Source organism: Clostridium sp. BNL1100 (assembly GCF_000244875.1).
Lineage (GTDB): Bacteria > Bacillota > Clostridia > Acetivibrionales > DSM-1351 > Ruminiclostridium.
Window position 1 is genome coordinate 4,238,350 of sequence record NC_016791.1, and the last position, 18,686, is coordinate 4,257,035.

An 18,686-nucleotide genomic window follows, 5' to 3' on the forward strand; every position below is an offset into this window, starting at 1 on the left:
TTGACTAATATATTTTATTACACAATTATATATTCATTTTGTCTAGTAGTAACATTAATATTATGAAATATTTTTTCAAAATTGCCCTTTGAGATTTTAAGTTTTAAAATGTTATAATTTAAGTAAGGGCTAAAACCCGCTATACAGTATGTATACGAGACTTAGCCAAATACTTTTTATTTTAGAGGTAGAAGGAGTTATATGTTTTCAGTCGGTGACAATATTATATATGGAAATCATGGTATTTGTAAGATTGAGGGAATACAGGATATGACGATTGATTCAAACACTCGTCCTTACTATGTTTTAAAGCCTGTTTTCGAAAACAGTTCTACCATTTATTTCCCTGTAGGGAATGAAACAGCTGAACAAAAGGTGCGACGTATACTCTCACTTGAAGAAATTTATTCCTTGATCAGGGAAATGCCTGACGAAGATACAATCTGGATTGAGAATGAGAACGAAAGAAAAGAATCCTATAAAAATATTCTGACAGGTTCTGACCGATCTGCCCTTGTGAAACTCATCAAGACCCTCTACCTTAGAGATCAGGACTTGAAAAAGACAGGGAAAAAGCTGCATGTTTCTGACGAAAAGTTTTTAAAAGATGCTGAAAAAACCCTTTATGATGAGTTTGTTTTTGTTCTGGATATTAAGCGAGAAGAAGTAATTCCTTTCATCACAGAGCAGATTGAAATCAATACAAAGAAGCAAGAAGAAGGTGATGGAATTGTTTAATGTCGGTGAATATGTCCTCTGTGTACGGGGTGGTGTTTGGAAGGTCATTGATGTCAATGGGAATGAGTATCACTTACAAAAGCATGAATCCGAGGAAATTATAACTATCCCTGTTTCTGATACTAAGGAAATTGTAAGGGGAGTATCTTCCAAGGAAAAGATATTGGACGTGATTAAACGTGTTGGCTTTATTACTACCATTAAAGCCCCCAATGATAAGATTCGCAAAGAGTTTTATGAAGATGCCTTAAATGAGTTTGACGAAATTGAATGGGTAAAGGTTATTAAGTCTGTCTATTTGAGGCAGCAGGACGGGCGGTTGATGGAAGGTGAACTGGAACACGCTGATAAGGCAAAAAATTATTTTCATGGAGAAATATCCGTAGTTTTGGGAATACCCATGGGCGAAGTTGAAGGGTACATCTCGTCCGCTGTTTCTGATGATGGATGGTGAGTAAGGACAGTATGCTTCTTGGAACGCAAAAGGACAAAATTTAGAAACATAGACGAGAAAACGCTGGATGACGGCTCTATCATTGTAAAAATAAAAAAGCAGCTTAACGATTACAATGTAGGTATATAGTTATGTTTAATATAAAGTGTTGATTAATAATCTTCGTAACAAAACCATCCGGTACTTTATGTCCTTACTTACCGGTTAGTCTCATATAACTGCAACCCGTATTTAATATCTTTCTTCAGAATAAAAAAACGGAAAAGCCAGTTTCCCTTAATGATATCTTTACCATAGAAACGAATATCTTGTTTCCGTGTCTGCGGAGAGAGTTCCACACTGACACCAATTGCTTCTTTCACATCGCAGTCGATTGTCTCACAATTCCTGCCATATATTTTAGTCTTACCATTCATTGTAAAGCCGGCCTTTGCCATCAGTTCTCCCATTTTACCGGGCATATATTCCAGTTTACCTGTACTGTTTACATATACCACAGGAACACCGAACGCTTTCTCATAACTTTCGCAAAAGAAATCATTGGTATTTTCCTCTTCATCCGGTTTATTTGGATCGGCAGGACAGCCGTGTGGAAAGAGGATCATAGATATTTCTTTGTCTTTGATATTGTTATAAAAATGCTTTCTTTTGGCGTCGTAACAAATTGCGACAGCTATATTTCCAAAGGGAGTGTTTATGACACTTTCAAAGGCTTCCCTTTTGAATACTGCCGATTCTCCTTCCGATTTCGTCACAATACCATAAACCTTGTCTTTGCCGGCAAAAAGATAACGGTTGTAATACTCTCCTTTTTCCTTATCAAGATATCCGACGCCAATGCAGGTATTATATTTCTGTGCCATCTGCATGGCCCATGCCGATGTATCACGTCCACAGGAATCCGCATATTGCCACATCTCCTGGCTTGCCATATAGCTGCATATAGCCAGCTCTGGCAAAACTACAAAATCAGGAGCTGGAAGAGCGGCAATCAGCAACTCTATATACCGTTTTCGTTCTTCAATTCCTTTTATATCATTGTTAAGCTATAACGCAAAAGTTCTCATAGTCCTCTCTTCCAAACCACAAAGCACCAATGTCCATGGGCGCAAGATACAAATCAAGCTGTTCGACTGTAATATTATCACATAAGTTATTTTTGTACCAGAACCCTCTTCGACCTAAACCTTTAAACAAATTCGTATATCAAATATTACATTAATCTTCGGATGGTTGTTTACAACCTTCTATCAATTCATCCCTAACTTTATTAAGAAGATTCTCCATAGCACTTCTATGAACTGAAGGCTTATAATAACCAACTGCTAGCGTTATTATGCCATTATAAGTTGTTGCAATAAGGAGAATTCCGGGTGCACGTATAACTGGCGGGAGAATATGTGCGTCAGTAACGGTATGTTCGCCAAATTTGATTGGTGATTTAGATACAAAGCCAAGGTTTGCGAATACTATACTACACTTATCAGTGAAATCAAAAAAAGGATTATACGAAACCATATCAGCAAGTAGTGATAAGGCTTTAAAATCGTTAATGTATTGGTAGAAATTCAAACTTTCAACATATTCTGCCCATACAGCATCTTCTAATCCCATGCGACCGTCTTTTAATTTTTTTGTCTCAGACATCACCCTGGATAAGGTTTCTGAGAAAGATTCACGCTTTTTCCTGGCTATCGTTGTTATATGTCCGCCGGAAAAATTTCTTATTGCCTCAGTTTTTTGATCAGGAAGATAGCGACGCAAGTCATGTGTTATAGGAATATCTACCGGCACGCCATATGAAGGTTTGGATATTTTAAACATAGCCCTATAGACAGCAGTAAGAATCAAATCATTGATTGTTGCCCCTCTCGCTTTTGAATAGCTTTTCATTTCTTCAAGCTGACCGTTTGGAAGCTTGCAGACAACAAACCGGGTAGCACCGATCTGGTTGTTTCTCCATGGAAATTTCCACAATTGATGCGCTGTTTTTTGTTTATAATACGAAATTGCTTCTGAGGCATCAATATCTAATGCTTTATACAGTCTAATCCGGTCATTTTTATTTGGTATATGTTGTATTGGAATATAATCGGTGCTTTCTTTATCGATTTGAGAGTAAATATCCGCAAGAAGTAAAAAGTATTCCTTCGCACCAGTACCGTCACAGCATACATGGCTGACTTTCATACACAAAGTATCGGTGGGTCCGGATCGTATTAATTTCACCTTGGCCATAGGTCCTTTATTCAGATCCAAAGGGATATCTAGAAATTTTTCAACAGCTAAATCTGGATTATCAGTTTCCTCAAATGTACAAAATTCAACACAGTCAAAGTCATTTATACGCTTCCAATAGGGATGAGTGCTTTTAACAAAACAGCAACCGAAAACAGGCTCAACATCAAATGACAATCTTACTGCTTTTAATAGTTTATCAAAATCCAGTCTGCCATCGAGCTTCATTACCACTTGTGTCTGAGAATTTGCAATTCTGTAACGAGCAATATAGTTATATATATCCTGCCCATCAGCTGGTATACAATCTAAACTATTTTTTGTTTCTTTACGCTTCGCCTTATTTACTCCAATAAATTTTGAAAATTTATTTATAATTTTGTCAGGCGGAGGAGATAATGGAATCTTTACTTTCATGTTAAATCGCTCCCATCAATTATATTTAAATATTTTGGACTTCCTATCACCATGAAGTTTAAATAGTTAACCAGTAATTTATATTATGTAAATATATATGTATATGTTACATTGTCAAACTTTTTTAATTTTGAAAATGGACTTTTCTAAGGTATATTGTTCTGCTTTGCCTTGTAAGAAATAATTTTGATAAGTTAAAGGTAATAATTTCTGAACTCAGTTTACACTTTTTAATTTATGTAAACATATTATGATTATATATTAACCTTAATTTGATAAGCAAAGATTGACGTTGAATTTTCAGTAAAAATCCATGAGAATATTTTGATAGATATAAAAAAAGTGATGAAAGATGTGAATTTTGGAGGCGAATATATGCTATATTGGGATCCGACAAATGAGTGTATGTCTCGGAATGAAAAGGAGGATTTTTCAAAAGAAACAATTGGCGGTATCATTGACAGAATGTGTATCAAATATGAAAACAATGAAGCCATAGTCTATAGGGATAAAAATGTTCGGTATTCTTACAGAGATTTTATGAAAATGTATGATGGTATAGCAAAAGGGTTATTGAAACTGGGGATAAAGAAAGGAGACCATTTATCAATTTGGTCATTGAACAGTCCAGAATGGATTGCACTTCAAATTGCGACCGCCAAAATTGGGGCAGTTCTTGTATGTATTAACATAGATTACAGTAAGCATGAACTTGAATTTAATTTAAAACATTCAAATTCAAAAGCTCTCTTTTTCTCAAAAGGATATAATGGAAACAATTATGCCGATTCCGTGTATTCTATATGCCCAGAACTCAAATATTGTTTCCAAGGAAAGTTATCAAGTAAAGCCCTTCCTGATATGAAGAGTGTTATAAGTTTAGATGGTGAAGATAAAAATTTGATGTCTCTTCAGAATCTTATCGAAATGGGCAGAGATGTGTCCGATGAAGAATTACTTGAAAGAAGTAAATCATTAGAATGTTATGATACAACAAATATTCAGTACACTTCAGGTACTACAGGAAATCCTAAAGCCGTAATGTCCACGCATTACAATATCATTAATAATGCTATCATTTCAGGGAAAAACCTTGATTATTCTGAGAAAGACAGATTACTTGTATGTCTCCCCCTCTTTCATGTAATGGGATGTGTTTTAAGTGCTATTCAATGTTTGTTATATGGCTCAACAATAGTTCTTGTGGACAGATTTCAAACAACAAAAGTTCTTGAATATTTAGATAAAGAAAAGTGTACAGGATTAAATGGAGTCCCTACTATGTTTAAATTTCTTCTTTCCCATCCAGACTTTTACAACTTCAATTTATCTAATCTTCGAAAAGGCATGATTGCTGGCTCTTATTGCCCACCTGACCTCATGAAGGAAATAATGGATAAAATGAACATGAATGAACTCTGTATCGTTTATGGGCAAACAGAAGCTATGGGAATAACACAAACTCTCATTTCTGACCCTTTTGATAAGAGAATAAGCACTGTAGGGCGGGGTATGTTCGGAACAGAAATAAAAATAATAAATCCTGCTACTGGAAAAGAAGTACCTAATGGTGTAGAGGGAGAGCTTATCACTAAAACAGAATATATCATGAAGGGATACTACAAAAACCAAGAGGCTACACAAAAGAGTATAGACAAAGATGGATGGCTACACACTGGAGATTTAGCTATTAAAGATGAGGACGGCTATTGCAAGATTATCGGCAGAATCAAAGATATAATCATCAGAGGTGGTGAAAATATATCAGCTAAAGAAATCGAAGAGTTATTAGTAAAGCATGAATCTATAAAAGAAGCCGCAGTCGTAGGTGTTCCTGACAAAAATCTTGGAGAGGAGATATGTGCTTTTTTAATTATTGAAGATAAACATACTTTATCAAGGGAGGATGTTGTATCATTTATTCAAGATAATCTTGCAAAGTATAAAATCCCTAAATATATCGAATTTGTAACGGAATTTCCTACTACGACAAGCGGAAAGATTAAAAAATTCATGTTAAAAGATTATGCCATTGAAAAATATAGTCTTAAATAGGATGGCTCTGATTCAAATACTTCAAAATCAATATACTCATAACCAGAAAGCTAGTCTTTTAAGCTATTATACCCATTATCTTGTTTATAAACTCAATCTCTAAGGGACACATTGAATTTCTTCAAGCTGTCCCTTTCGAATCATATGCATTATTTCAATTCCTGCTATTGTCTTTCCAAAAGAGTCAACCGCTCGATACAAACATCAGTCTTTACCTTTATTCCTTAACGCTTTAAATTTTTGAAAGAACTCAATCAAATCTTTGTGCCTGCTCCAGAGCGTTCTCGAGTGCCTTGAGATGTGTTTTGGAGGTAAGTGTGGCACCGCTTATAACATCTACCTGAAGTGTCTGGAATTTAATCACATTGTCAAATACATTCTCCATACTTTGCCCACCTTTTAAAATTACTGGTTTTCCTTCCTTATCCACGGCTCCTTTCAATATTTTGATATTGGATATATCCCCCTTGGATATTATTACCTCAACTTTTGTATCCCTGAAATGAGACTTTGTACCTTTATATTCACCGATATAGGTTCCATTGCGAAGGTTCTTAAGGTCTATAGACGTAAATGAAAGCTCTCCGATTTCACGCCGTCCAGGTGCGTCTACGAGAATTCCTCCCACTGATCCGACTACAATTACTGCTACAATAATCAGTATTATAATCCACACTTTGCTTCTCCCCTTTCTTTTCTCAATTCTGCTCATTTTGCGTGCTCCTTTCATATTATGTTTACTTCAATTCCCTCAGCAGTTTGATAACACTCTTTTAAGCCTTGTGTAATAAAAACCTGCTGACGATTATCCACCAGAACCGCTTCTGCTCCGGGAAAATGTTCCAAGTATTCAATTCCTTTATCAATGCCTGCTACAAATATTGCAGTAGACAATGCATCCGCAATCATTGCGTTATCATTAACCACAGTAACGCTGATTAAGCCTGATTCAGCAGGATATCCAGTGACTGGATTTAAGATGTGATGCCTCCTCGTACCCGTACTGTCAATAAAATACCGCTCGTAATCACCTGAGGTAACCACTGCTTTGCTGATTACCTTTACTGCGCCAAGCAGGCAATTATCCCGCCTGGGATGCCGGATACCAACGCTCCACGGAGAACCGTCAGATTTTTTCCCAAGCGTGGATACATTTCCTCCAATATTGATAAAAGCTGAGGAAACACCATGCTCTTGAAGTATTTCTATAAAGCGGTCACTGGCATAACCTTTTCCGATGCCGCCTAAATCAATTGACTGTCCCGCTTTCCGAAGACTGGCCGTATTATCTTGTGAATTCAACAGCAAATCGCGGAAATTGACCTTAAATAGAGCACTCTGAATTTTTGCTTCCTCCGGTACATGGAATGAGTGCTTATAATCCCATAGATCAATCAAAGGTCCTAATGTTATATCAAACAAATCCTGTGAGATTTCAGAAAGCAGGAGGGCAAATGACAGGACCTCATAAGTTTCATAGCTGATTTTTACGCGCCCTTTTCCCGCAAACATATTGATCTTGCTTATCTCGCTGTCCGGTATAAAGCGACTTAGTTTATTCTCCAGTCGTGAAAGCTCCGCTTTTGCATCAGCAACTGCCAATTCTGCCTTTTGACCAAATACCCTATATGTAATATCAGTATTCATACCAACGCTGCTGGCCTCTGTAACTGCGAATTGTAACATATTGAGCCTCCTTCCGATTAAAACTGCGCAATTGAATGAACGTTTTTTTATTCGTTCACTTTCTGTCCCGAAAAAACTGCTCTTCTATTCAGAGCAGTCCATCAGGCCTTTCATAATTAGAGTAGTCATAATCTCCAAAAGCTGTGGAAAGTATTCAAGTCCGATTTCTTCCTTATGGGTATCTACGTTTATTATAGCGGCAAAAATCATCATAATCATTTTATTGTCGATGTCTTTACGTATTTTCCCTTGGGCTTGCCATTCCTTCACAAGCTCAAGAAAGCTGTCATACAGAAAATCAACCGCTCCAAGCCCGTTTTCCTCACGATAAAGCTTTTCTATTTTTTCAAAAACACTTTTGTTATACCATTCCTTTAAAATGGGATTTGTGTTAGTGCCTTCAGCATTCAGCGCTAGCATTTGCCCCACGACCTCCAACGGACTCCGGGTTAAATCAAGCGACTGCAAACTGTGTTTTTTTAACTTAGCGTTTTCTTCCAGAAAAATATCCATGAAAAGTTTCTCTTTTGACGGATAATATTTATAAAACGTTCCTACAGCCATTCCAGCCTTTTGTGTAATCTCAGATATGTTTGTATCTTTAAAACCTTTATTGCTAAACAATTCTTTCGCACAATCGTATATTAACGTCTTTTTATCTTCCACAATCATCTTCTCCATGAATGAATATTTTTATTTTCATTCACAATATAGCACCTATAATTTGATTTGTCAATATGGCTTAGAACAAATACTTTAAAATCAATATAACTTTTTATTTTAATGTAATATTATTACAGAATTGATTTTTGCACCATAACCCTAAAATATACCCCTATTCACCAATACAAGTATATTTTCTGATGTTCCTACCGGCCAGCCCGAAAATTTTATTTTGTCTCCCTCTTTACTCATTCGAAATAAATTATTTTTGATTTTTATATATGGAAAAAATCCATAACAGTAGTCACCAAGTAGTAGTAGCCTAGCGGAACAACAAAAAATACTGCCTTTTTGGAAACTATATTTGCAAATATAAAGGTTAAGAATGAAATGCATATTCCATAGATTCCTATCATTACAATGTTCTATTTTTACGATTATTCCTTTATTGCGTGTACAAATATAACATTTATGTATATTTTGCAATTATTAACAATAAGTTCTGCACCTATAATAATTGATTTAACTAGCCATTATAAAAGAGTATTTGGAGTTTCGGACCTTTCAACACATAAATAAAGCCCCGTTTATAAAACGGAGCTTTATAAAAATAATTTAATAAGAGGAAAAAACAAAATGAAAAAAAGTTTATGTATTTATATTAACAGCACAATATTAATAAATAATTTATAAACAATGAACTTTTTGTAAACTCCTATAATTTTATCTCATGGACGCAGACCTGCATGGCTTTATTCAATTAGAGGGCTGTAATTTCTTTTTTCTAGAAAATATTTTTCTGGCTTCAATTACTATAAAAGTTGTAACAGGAAGAATTACCTGAAAAATAATAGCATAATATTTATAAAAATTATTTGACCAGTCAAACATTTCTGAAGTGTTACTATAAACTATTACTGATAAAATCGACATAGCAAGCCCCAGCAGCGCCACTATATGCCTATAGCTTTTTAATCCCAGCAAATGTGCTACACCAATACTCGTACTGTACAAGCATATGTTACTTTTAATAAAACCTGCAAAAAGAAAAACCGTTGCAACAGTTATCTCTAACCTTTGTAGGAAATCACCTATGTTTACCAGTCGCACGGAAGCATATGTCGGGAAAAAGATAACTTCTATATTAGGTACTCCTATAGACAAAAGTGTACGAACAGAAACCATCAATATAGATATTCCGCTTATTAGTAAACTTAAAAAATAAACTTTATAAACGCTCTTTTGTTCCCTGAGGTGGCTGAGAACTGCTAAAAAAATTATAGTCTCTGCAAAAGGAAATGCTTCTACGGAGAATGCACTGTCAATAACTGGCCTCATTCCATAATAAAGTACAGGTTTCAGGTTCTTAAAATTCAATAAAGGTGCGAATAATAGGGTAACTGTGAAAACTACGAACAAAGTGAACGGGAGCATTATAGCTGTCCACCTGCAAATTACTTCAATACCTGCTTTCACAGCCCATATACATAAAAAAATCATAAATAAGCCAACAATGTTCTGGGGAGTTTTAGGTAGTGAAACAGTTACTATAAACTCTGTAAAATTTCTAATTACAAGTGAACCAAGATGAAAAGAGTACCAAATAAACATCAAGGACATAATCTTTCCTATTACTTTACCAAAAACATTATCAAAAATCTCATATATATTTTTCCCGGGATATAACATTTGAATCTTGCTATAAAGTAATAGAATAGGAACACTCATCAGCATTGATATTAAAATTGCAAGCCAGACATCATGTTTGGCAGATCCTCCTGCACCAAGCACAAGTGTACTGCCTAATGTGTACATAATCATTACGGCTGAAGCTTGCTTTTGAGAAACCAGCTCTTTGCTCATATTTTCTTCCCTCCTGCATTACCAAAGAATTAATTTCTATCTAAATTCCAAATCATAATAACCAACTCCTTTAGATATTTGGAGAGACTCGGAATTCTTATATCTAATGCGATTACTAACGCACTGAAATATACCAGTACGGAAAATGAGACAAGCAACCAGAAAACAGGTCGTTTATTTATTTTAAATATTTGGTTAAGATCCTTTATGACATAGAAAACTATAATAATGCTGAACAATAAAAAGTATGTCATCTTCTTAGTCTCCTATCATAATTTTTTTGGAAAGTAACCCTGAGTTACTTATCTTAACATCAACATTTACGTTCACAGGAACATTCTTGAAAATAGTATCCCAGTCAGGATTTATTTTCTTCCATAACTCCGGGATGTCCTGCCTTACACTCCTACCAAAGCCAAAAATATCAATTCCATATTCATTTTGGACTGCTTTTATAACATTTTTAACCCTACTTTGCAATGTCTTTTGCGCTTCAATTTGTATTTTGTCTATGTCCTTCACATTTTGAAATTTAGTAAAATCAATTTCACTAATGGAGACTTTTGTTTTAATATTTATTTCAAAGTGCAACTTCCCATTAGTGTATACAGGTTTTAATTTGGTTTTATTCCTTATAATTTTTAATGTAATATCGCTATCATTTACAACAAATAGGCCTCCCTTAATTTTGTTCATTACAAAAAGAAAGTATTTAGTATCTTCCTGGTCGAACATATACTCAAGCTTGTCCTTATTAAAAACTGCTGTACCTAATAGCTGTGATGTCTCCTGCCCCGAGTTTTCCGTTAATCCTACCACCGGCATTACCGGTGAGATACCCGATTCTCCTAAAGAATTTATAAACTCATATATTTCAACTTTTGGGGACTTCTCCAATTCTTTTTCAAGATCAAGCATCTTATTTAGTTCATAAGAACGGACTTCAGTTGTAATACTTTGCGAATCCAGTATTTCCTCTGCGGTATTTTCTTTAGAAACCAGAATATCAATTGTTAACCTGAATTCAGGATCCCTGCTAAATACATCAAGAATTTGTACTATACCTTCCTTGGCAACATCTTTACTTATAATAAGAATCTCAGTGTGACCCCAATAAAGTTTATTGGCATTAAAACTAATTGCATTGCGTACAGCATCAACTATAGAGGCTCCGTAGCATTCCAGTTTCTTAGAGTGTACTTTTGCTTCTACTCCTCCAGTTTTTAAATCAATAATTTCAATACTCAACTTATATTTACCGTCAGAGGTTTTGTCAATTGCGGCTCCTGATACTATTGACATATTGTTTATTTCTCTATAATTCCAACATCCTGTACAAAAAATGCCAAGTACATTAAGCATTAATAGAGCACAAAATAATCTTTTAATCATTTTTTTCTCCCTATCGCTTGTCTCTTCATATTATCGGTAGAAATCAATTTAGGTCTTTTTTTCATATTCCATAATGGAGCTCTTATTATAGTATCTTTTAATTCATATGGGTTCATAGAAGTTAAATATAACAAATAGGGAACCCCAAAGGACCGCATCTCGCACAGATGTAATAAAGCGCCGGTAATACCGAAAATCAGACCATAAAAACCTAAAAATGCAGATAATAAAAGAAAAATAACTCTACAAATAATAGCCGCTCCTTGAATTTTTGGAATCATAAGACTGGTAATTCCCGAAATTGCTACTACAATAACAATAGGGGCGCTCACAATTTTTGCTTCTACAGATGCCTGACCTAATACTAATGCGCCAACTATACTAAGTGCCTGTCCTATATTGGTTGGCATTCGGGTACCGGTTTCTCTCAATATTTCAAAGACAATTAAAAGCAACATTATCTCGACTATAGTCGGAAAAGGCACTCCCTGCCTCGCAGCTGATATACTTATCAGCAAGGGTGTAGGTATCATTTCCTGATGAAAAGTCATAAGGGCTACGTATATCGCCGGGACACTTACTGTCAGTATAAACCCTAGTATTCTTAGTATTCTGCTTATTGATGAGAAGTAATAATTTATATAGTAGTCCTCGTTAACCTGAAAGTATTCAATAAACAAGTGAGGAGCTGTAAGTGCAACAGGAGTTCCATCTACAATAATAGCTATTCTCCCTTCCAACAGTTTTCCTACAACAACATCAGGCCGTTCAGTGCTTCCCACTGTTTTGAAAGGCGAATATGGTTCATCATCAATAAGTTCTCCTATATAACCGGCTGCAAGCACACCGTCAATTTTGATGCTCTTGAGTCTCGCTTCCACTTCATTTAAAATTTTATGGTTTACCAAACTATCCAAATAACAAATGCATATCTTTGTATTAGTCTTGGTGCCCAAATTCATAAACTTAAATTTTAGATCCGGGGTTTCCAATCTTTTTCGCAGCAATGACAAATTAATCATTAAAGGCTCTGTAAACCCTTCTCTCGGACCTCTTATAAGTTTCTCGGATTCCGGTTCTTGAATAGCTCTGCTCTTTACTCCAATCGAACTGATAATCAATGCCTCGGAGGAATCCTCAAGCAACAAAACAGTATCACCTTTTAATATTGAATTTGTTAATAAATTTACATCTGAACTTTTCTTGATATTATCCGATGTAATTACTCTATTCTGAAATTGATTTAAGGTGTCATTATTATTTTTTAAGTTGTTATCCTGCATAATCGGCCGGAGTATAGTTTCGCTGACTACAGTAGTGTCAATCATTTCCTCCATAAAAAGAACGCAGCATTTTATTGACTTATTGTATTGGTTCTCAACATTTCTTATAATTAAGGTGTCATCATCTCGAAAGATATTCCTGAACAGGTCTATATTTTTTGATAATGTTGATGAAATGCTGCCTGCTTTAGACTTTTCTCCGTTTGCAACGGATTTATTTTTAGCATTATTTTTATCTCTTTTCCATAAGCCCAATATAATCACCATGTCCGTAAATTTTTATTATTGTATGTAACATAAACAAAATTATTCTGTAGGTTATTAGACATATTTATTGAGAACGACAAAAAAACTTCCAAAGTTAAACCTTGGAAGTTTTTCATTCATGGTTGCGGGAGCTGGACTTGAACCAACGACCTTCGGGTTATGAGCCCGACGAGCTACCAACTGCTCCATCCCGCGATGACTGTATTTATAAGTATGCTCAGCAGTTAGAAGTTTTATTCATTACCGCCGACAACTATTATAATTTAACACATTACTTTTAAAATTGCAAGTATTATTTTAATAGAATTTTAAATTCAATAAAAGGAGACAATATTCTAAATAAATTTACAAAAAGTATATACATTTTACACAATAATGTTATTTAATTATATATGGCTAGGCCTTTTTAATAGTTATTTACACATAGGAGGATTTAAAATGATTAAAAACCTTTTTAAAAAAACTGCATTTTTCATAATTACCGGACTTATATTTACCGTCTTACTTTCGGGCTGCGGTAAGCCGGGTTCACAGGGAAGTTCAAACCAGCCTTCAGGTCATCCCAAAATTCAGTTTGAGATGGAAAATGGAGATAAGATGACTTTTGAGCTTTATCCGGAATACGCTCCCGAAACCGTAAAAAACTTTGTATCGTTAGCCGAATCCGGTTTTTATAATGGCTTGACCTTCCACAGAATAATAAAGGGATTTATGGTACAGGGCGGTGACCCAAATGGTAACGGGTCAGGAGGCTCGGACAAGAACATAAAAGGTGAATTCAGCTCAAATGGGTTTACGCAAAACACATTAAACCACACCAAAGGTATTATATCTATGGCAAGAAGCGGTGATCCTGATTCTGCATCCAGTCAGTTCTTTATAATGGATGGAACAGCAGCCACCCTTGACGGCGAATATGCGGCATTCGGCAAACTGACAAGTGGTGAAGAAACCTTGGACAAGATAGCCAATACCCCTGTAGAATTAGATCCGAATTCAGGTGAAGTTTCACACCCGACTGAAAAAGTAATTATTAAAACAGTAACAGTCCTTGAAAAATAATTCTTAAAGCATATTATCGAAGAACATATAATAATTTTTCGATTAATATGCTTTTTTATTTCTTTATCTTTTAACTTGTATTTATGATAATATTTCTATAAAATAACATTAAATACTCCAGTTTCTAAAACTGGTAATAGTAGTACTGATTTGTAAAGTGGGGTTTTAACATGAATATTTCCAAACAGCTCGATGTAGCACCCTTTCATAGTGACTTTGCTAATTGTTTAGAAGAATGTATGATTTCTGTATCAAATTTCTACCATCGAGATTATATTTTAATGTATTCCCAAGCATGGGGATTTTGGTTTGATATTAATAACTATAAAATAAAAGGTACAGGTAATTCAATAAAGGACGACAGAGGCAATGTATACGATCTTTATCAACACTATCACGGTATTAATATAACTTTTGATCATAATAATAATCCTCAAGAAGTAATTAATATTATAACCAGTCATATTATGGTGGATAATCCCATCGGAATATTTATGGACACTTTCTATTATTCCTGGGACCCAAATAAGAACCAACATGGAAAACACTGGTTCCTCATAACTGGTGTTGATTCGGAAAAAGAAGCTTTTTACTGCACTGACCCCTATTTTTTGCAAAAAGATGCCATACTTGGTTTCAATGATTTTATAAATGGATATCTTGGAGTATTGTTTACTTTTGAAATAACCAATGCTGAAATATTTGACTACGATTGGAAAGAGCTTATGTTAACCTTTTCAAAAAGGCTTAACGGTGAAAACGGTGGGAAAAATATTTTCAGCAGTATGGAAGATTTTGCAGCTAGTGTTGAAGACGGATTTTGTATAGAAAAAGAAACCGCTTTAATCAGAAGAGTTATCGACATGCCTTACTACGTTAACCTTCAATCCGTAAATCGAGGAAGGCTTCAATATGCAAGATTTCTTGAACATACAGCAGCAAAGTACGATGTCCCCGAATTACTCCCCATTTCCGAAAAACTTAAGCAGGTAAGCTATAAATGGGATGTGTTGAGAGGAATTTTAACTAAGGCTATTCTGACTAAAAATGAGGCAATTATTAAATCTAAAATCCCACCTCATATCAGAGAAATCGCAAGCATTGAAAAAGAAAATCTAAATCTTCTGATTAAAACCGCATCAGGTACTTCACACGCTAATAACAATATCTTAAAGAAATTTGAAAGGGTATCTAATATACCGGAAAATATAAATTTCAACAGCTATTCTTATATAGATTTATCAAATTACTTCAATAATAAGGGTTTTGGAGAATTGTTGGACGAAACCGGCAAATCGAACCTGAATGGTGCAGGAATGTTTTTTGTTTCTGATGATATTCCTTCTGAAGATATATGGGAAGTTGATAACATGAAATTTAAGTTCCCGAAGGTAGTTGAAAGCCAATTTGATAATATTTCATGTTCCGGTCAGGAACTGGAATTTTATCCCACCGATTGCAGCAATATAATGTTGCTTGGAACGGCAGACTTCGGAAGTTTTAAGGAATCAATAACTCTCAGATTTATTGATGGCAGTACCGAAGAAATAAATATAGGCTTTACAGAGTTGGTTTTTGCCCCTCTGTATGGTGAATCTGTCGCATGGGAGGGTAGGGCCTGCGAACGTCTTGACGGCAAAATACAGGTTCATAATTCCAAAGTAAAAATATTTGCAAAAACCTATAAGTTGAACAATCCCGGTGTGGTAAGAGGTATTTCCCTTCCCTACCTTCCCAATATGCATATATTCGCTATTACAATGGTATAAGGAGCTTAATGCTAACTCTTTCCGTCCTTGTACCCTTCTATGTATAAAGCCTTGAATACTAATTCGGATATATCGTTGTTCAATTTATCGTATATTTCCAGAAGTCTTAGCTTGTCGTCACGTAAATCATTGGCTATCCGCTTTCTGGTTTCAATTAATTGATTCTGAAGTTCCATATAACTTATATTCAGACATTCTCTATTGCATACGGAAGTGATCCTGCCTTCTATGATATTATCAATTAATTTACCCCTGCTTTGGTCTCCCATCAGCCTTTTACCTCCAAATTCAATTAGTACTCGCACCTATTCCTTGTCATAAATAGAACATATGTTCTATTTATATAGTATAATACTGTTCTTAATTTCATTCAACCCCTTTTCCATTGTTTATTTTTAAATACAATTATGGTAAACTCTGCTATGCTTTATTAAGCTTTACCGCAAAGAAAAATGAAACCGACATTGTAGTCAAAGGTATTATTTCCTTAGCCTCCAGCTTTCCTCTAACAATGAACCCGATTAATGCTCCTACCAGAACAAAGGTAACTATTGTTTTTACATCAATTAGCTTTGCTATTTTCTCTTTCATATCCGTTCTCCTCTCATTCTCTCAACTATGTTCATCACAAAATCCGGGAAATATTGTTCTGTTTTAAGCTTCTGCAGCCATATTTCAGGGTTTTTCTGAGTAATTCGAACAGTTTCCTCTGCTGATTCAAAGTTATTACCCAGTATCCTTTGGCATATTTTAACCATTTCTTGTGCTTTCCCTTTTGTTTTGGAGCCTACTATACCATCTACCGTAAGTCCCGTCACTGCTTGAAATTCTTTAACCGTCATGTCTTTTTTCACTCCCTTTAAAACATTGTCCCTTATTGCTTCCTTTTGTAATAGGCTTAACCCGTTGTGTTCCAAAAGCTGAACATGCCATGGTTCATAGCTCATGGGTTTAACAAGTCCGTATTTTTTCAGTTCCTCATTCTCAAGCAATTTGAACCAATTGTCGCAGATATCCATTGCAATACAGTAGCAATGATTGCTTTTGCCATATGCAGCAGCAAGGCACTCTCCGTTTTTACTGTACACAGAGCCATCTTCTCTCTGTCGACTGTCGGGATTACCTACCAAGACCTCTTTTGCTATAGTCTTCTGCTTCTCCACACTCCTGTAGCCCGAGGTACAGAGGCAGTCCCGGCCTTTTGCAATACACAATATATTAATTGCATTTATTAGTTTTGGGTACACATAGGATTCGTCCTGATATTTAAACTTTACACAAGGCATGTTATCTCATCTCACTTTCCTGCAAATTTTAAAGCCCCTACTATAGCCCCAATTACTGTTATTGCGGTAGTGAGTGCTTTGATAAGCTCCAGTACAATCGGAGACCATGTTTTGGTTTCTGCTTCATTTCTCTTTTTGATATCTGTTTTTATTTCCATCAAATCCTCTTTTATTTCCTTAACGTACACTTTTGTCTCGGTGTGGTTTTGCTCCAGCGTTCTGATTCTTTCCTCATTTATACAACGATAGCCACACTCTCCAGTCATTGGCAAACCTCCCTTTCTACATGGCATAAAGCCAAAAAAGGATTACCCGGCTGTGGGTAATCCTTTTTTCGTTAAATCTGTACTATCCAGTTCTAGTAGTGCTGTTTGTACAGCTCTTTACAGCAATCTTTTACTCTATAGATTTCCTTTAATCTCCAGGCAAATGAATCATAAATTTTGTTAGCCATTTTACGAAATTTATTCTTGCGGCTAGTTGACTATTTGAATTACCGTGTTTCATTTTATAGTTTCAAATATGGGGAATATTCTCAAATAAAATTAAAAGACAATGTATTACTATTATTTGAATGATATATCCCTTTTCATTCAAAAGCAACATAATCACATGCTATCCAATAGTCATTTGTTGTAGCATAAAATGTCACATAAAAACCCGTTGCAGATATGTAAAAATCTGTACTGCTTGTACTTATTAAATTTTCTCCAAATGATGAACCATATTTCCCGTACATATAAAAGCCTTTAACGTTGTTACGACTATAAAAAGGGGTGTCCACAAGTACTATATATTGAAATAGAGACACTGGACTTGTTCTTACACCGTAAATATAAACAAGCCTGGGTTTAAATGGAAGACCATAGATACTCACCCCTGTATATCCATTAGAAGCATATCCAGCATTAAAAGTACCACTTACCCATCTTTTATTAGTATTTGTCCCTACAAGTTGTTGTCCATTAGCATACGCGATTTTACTAAGCATAATATCTGCTGCTGTTGCTGTTGCATCGCTAGTATAAGTCCCAATCTGTATACCGTTTTCTGTTCCGAAAGGAATCCCCACTTTCACATCGTTTGGGTTATTTGTACCATATTCACCCCCTTCACCCAATAACTGAAAATTTTCTCCATCCCGTATAAAAGAATAAATGCCTGCCTTTGGTTTAAAATCTTCACCACTGGGTTTTTTTAAGCTTCTTGCTAATCCATCAGATGGAATATTCAAAGTGGCTGGTCCTGTGGCAATAGTATTAAATTTAACGCTGAATTTTGAACCGTCTAAAATAGTTTTTTCAAACTCAATTGTATATGCATTACCGTTATTAACTGTGGTACCCAAATGTGGGACATGGCTCTGTGTATCCCCCTCATGCCCCTCCAGCTCCGTCTCAATCTTCTTAATCTGTGTATCAATAATATCCATATTCCCGTTATGATCCTCAATGTTATAGAAATCCTCCTGGGATGGCTTTTTTAAATTGTAGTTAACCGTATTTACTGCCAT

At 35.3% G+C, this 18,686-nt stretch carries 18 protein-coding genes and 1 tRNA gene; 5 read left to right on the forward strand and 14 right to left on the reverse strand.

What is annotated here, in order from left to right; translation table 11 throughout:
* Positions 1-201 precede the first annotated feature (201 nt).
* The gene (locus CLO1100_RS18195; RefSeq protein WP_014315238.1) at positions 202-738 is read left to right on the forward strand and encodes a CarD family transcriptional regulator; all 537 of its coding nucleotides are present in this window, start codon (positions 202-204) and stop codon (positions 736-738) included.
* Entirely contained in the window at positions 725-1,192 is a 468-nt protein-coding gene (locus CLO1100_RS18200) for a hypothetical protein (protein WP_242836620.1), read from the forward strand. The genes CLO1100_RS18195 and CLO1100_RS18200 overlap by 14 nt, the downstream gene beginning before the upstream one ends.
* Positions 1,193-1,389: 197 nt before the next feature.
* Here the strand turns inward: CLO1100_RS18200 and CLO1100_RS18205 are convergent, their stop codons facing one another.
* Together CLO1100_RS18205 and CLO1100_RS18210 are read right to left on the reverse strand one after the other, a co-directional pair.
* Positions 1,390-2,190 carry a carbon-nitrogen hydrolase family protein gene (locus CLO1100_RS18205; protein WP_014315240.1) on the reverse strand — a complete coding sequence of 267 codons (801 nt, stop codon included), beginning with the start codon at positions 2,188-2,190 and terminating at the stop codon, positions 1,390-1,392.
* A 220-nt stretch (positions 2,191-2,410) separates the two neighbouring features.
* Positions 2,411-3,847: a condensation domain-containing protein gene (locus tag CLO1100_RS18210; RefSeq protein ID WP_014315241.1), complete on the reverse strand. Its 1,437-nt coding sequence runs from the start codon at positions 3,845-3,847 to the stop codon at positions 2,411-2,413.
* A gap of 324 nt (positions 3,848-4,171) precedes the next feature.
* On the opposite strand from CLO1100_RS18210, the gene CLO1100_RS18215 reads away from it, so the two are divergent.
* A complete protein-coding gene (locus CLO1100_RS18215) occupies positions 4,172-5,902 on the forward strand; it encodes an AMP-binding protein (protein ID WP_242836622.1) in 1,731 nt (576 codons plus the stop codon).
* Between the two features lie 250 nt (positions 5,903-6,152).
* Here CLO1100_RS18215 and CLO1100_RS18220 read toward each other — a convergent pair whose 3' ends face one another.
* The 7 genes from CLO1100_RS18220 to CLO1100_RS18255 form a co-directional block, all read right to left on the reverse strand.
* Complete coding sequence (locus CLO1100_RS18220) at positions 6,153-6,614, reverse strand: FMN-binding protein (RefSeq protein WP_014315243.1); 462 nt, start codon at positions 6,612-6,614, stop codon at positions 6,153-6,155.
* 14 nt (positions 6,615-6,628) lie between these two features.
* On the reverse strand, positions 6,629-7,588 hold the full coding sequence (locus CLO1100_RS18225) for an FAD:protein FMN transferase (RefSeq protein ID WP_014315244.1): 960 nt from the start codon (positions 7,586-7,588) through the stop codon (positions 6,629-6,631).
* Positions 7,589-7,672: 84 nt separating this feature from the next.
* Positions 7,673-8,254 (reverse strand): TetR/AcrR family transcriptional regulator, encoded by a 582-nt coding sequence (locus tag CLO1100_RS18230; RefSeq protein WP_014315245.1) that lies wholly within the window; start codon positions 8,252-8,254, stop codon positions 7,673-7,675.
* A gap of 753 nt (positions 8,255-9,007) precedes the next feature.
* Positions 9,008-10,114 (reverse strand): endospore germination permease, encoded by a 1,107-nt coding sequence (locus CLO1100_RS18235; RefSeq protein ID WP_014315247.1) that lies wholly within the window; start codon positions 10,112-10,114, stop codon positions 9,008-9,010.
* A gap of 258 nt (positions 10,115-10,372) precedes the next feature.
* The gene (locus tag CLO1100_RS18245; RefSeq protein ID WP_014315249.1) at positions 10,373-11,506 is read right to left on the reverse strand and encodes a Ger(x)C family spore germination protein; all 1,134 of its coding nucleotides are present in this window, start codon (positions 11,504-11,506) and stop codon (positions 10,373-10,375) included.
* The gene (locus CLO1100_RS18250; RefSeq protein WP_242836742.1) at positions 11,503-13,053 is read right to left on the reverse strand and encodes a spore germination protein; all 1,551 of its coding nucleotides are present in this window, start codon (positions 13,051-13,053) and stop codon (positions 11,503-11,505) included. Before CLO1100_RS18250 ends, CLO1100_RS18245 begins: the two co-directional genes overlap by 4 nt.
* Before the next feature lie 122 nt (positions 13,054-13,175).
* Positions 13,176-13,251: transfer RNA gene (locus tag CLO1100_RS18255), tRNA-Met, on the reverse strand.
* A gap of 243 nt (positions 13,252-13,494) precedes the next feature.
* On the opposite strand from CLO1100_RS18255, the gene CLO1100_RS18260 reads away from it, so the two are divergent.
* Positions 13,495-14,118, forward strand: coding sequence for a peptidylprolyl isomerase (locus CLO1100_RS18260; RefSeq protein ID WP_014315251.1), 624 nt, complete (start codon positions 13,495-13,497; stop codon positions 14,116-14,118).
* Positions 14,119-14,288: 170 nt separating this feature from the next.
* Positions 14,289-15,887: a hypothetical protein gene (locus CLO1100_RS18265; RefSeq protein WP_014315252.1), complete on the forward strand. Its 1,599-nt coding sequence runs from the start codon at positions 14,289-14,291 to the stop codon at positions 15,885-15,887.
* An 11-nt stretch (positions 15,888-15,898) separates the two neighbouring features.
* On the opposite strand, the gene CLO1100_RS18270 is transcribed toward CLO1100_RS18265, so the two are convergent.
* The 5 genes from CLO1100_RS18270 to CLO1100_RS20100 all read right to left on the reverse strand — a co-directional run bounded on the left by CLO1100_RS18270 (position 15,899) and on the right by CLO1100_RS20100 (position 18,686).
* The gene (locus tag CLO1100_RS18270) at positions 15,899-16,156 is read right to left on the reverse strand and encodes a hypothetical protein (RefSeq protein ID WP_014315253.1); all 258 of its coding nucleotides are present in this window, start codon (positions 16,154-16,156) and stop codon (positions 15,899-15,901) included.
* A 151-nt stretch (positions 16,157-16,307) separates the two neighbouring features.
* Complete coding sequence (locus CLO1100_RS20890) at positions 16,308-16,478, reverse strand: hypothetical protein (protein WP_014315254.1); 171 nt, start codon at positions 16,476-16,478, stop codon at positions 16,308-16,310.
* The gene (locus tag CLO1100_RS18275) at positions 16,475-17,173 is read right to left on the reverse strand and encodes a peptidase M15 (RefSeq protein ID WP_014315255.1); all 699 of its coding nucleotides are present in this window, start codon (positions 17,171-17,173) and stop codon (positions 16,475-16,477) included. Before CLO1100_RS18275 ends, CLO1100_RS20890 begins: the two co-directional genes overlap by 4 nt.
* 11 nt (positions 17,174-17,184) lie before the next feature.
* Positions 17,185-17,439 (reverse strand): hypothetical protein, encoded by a 255-nt coding sequence (locus CLO1100_RS18280; protein WP_014315256.1) that lies wholly within the window; start codon positions 17,437-17,439, stop codon positions 17,185-17,187.
* A 323-nt stretch (positions 17,440-17,762) separates the two neighbouring features.
* Positions 17,763-18,686, reverse strand: coding sequence for a hypothetical protein (locus tag CLO1100_RS20100; protein WP_014315257.1), 924 nt, complete (start codon positions 18,684-18,686; stop codon positions 17,763-17,765).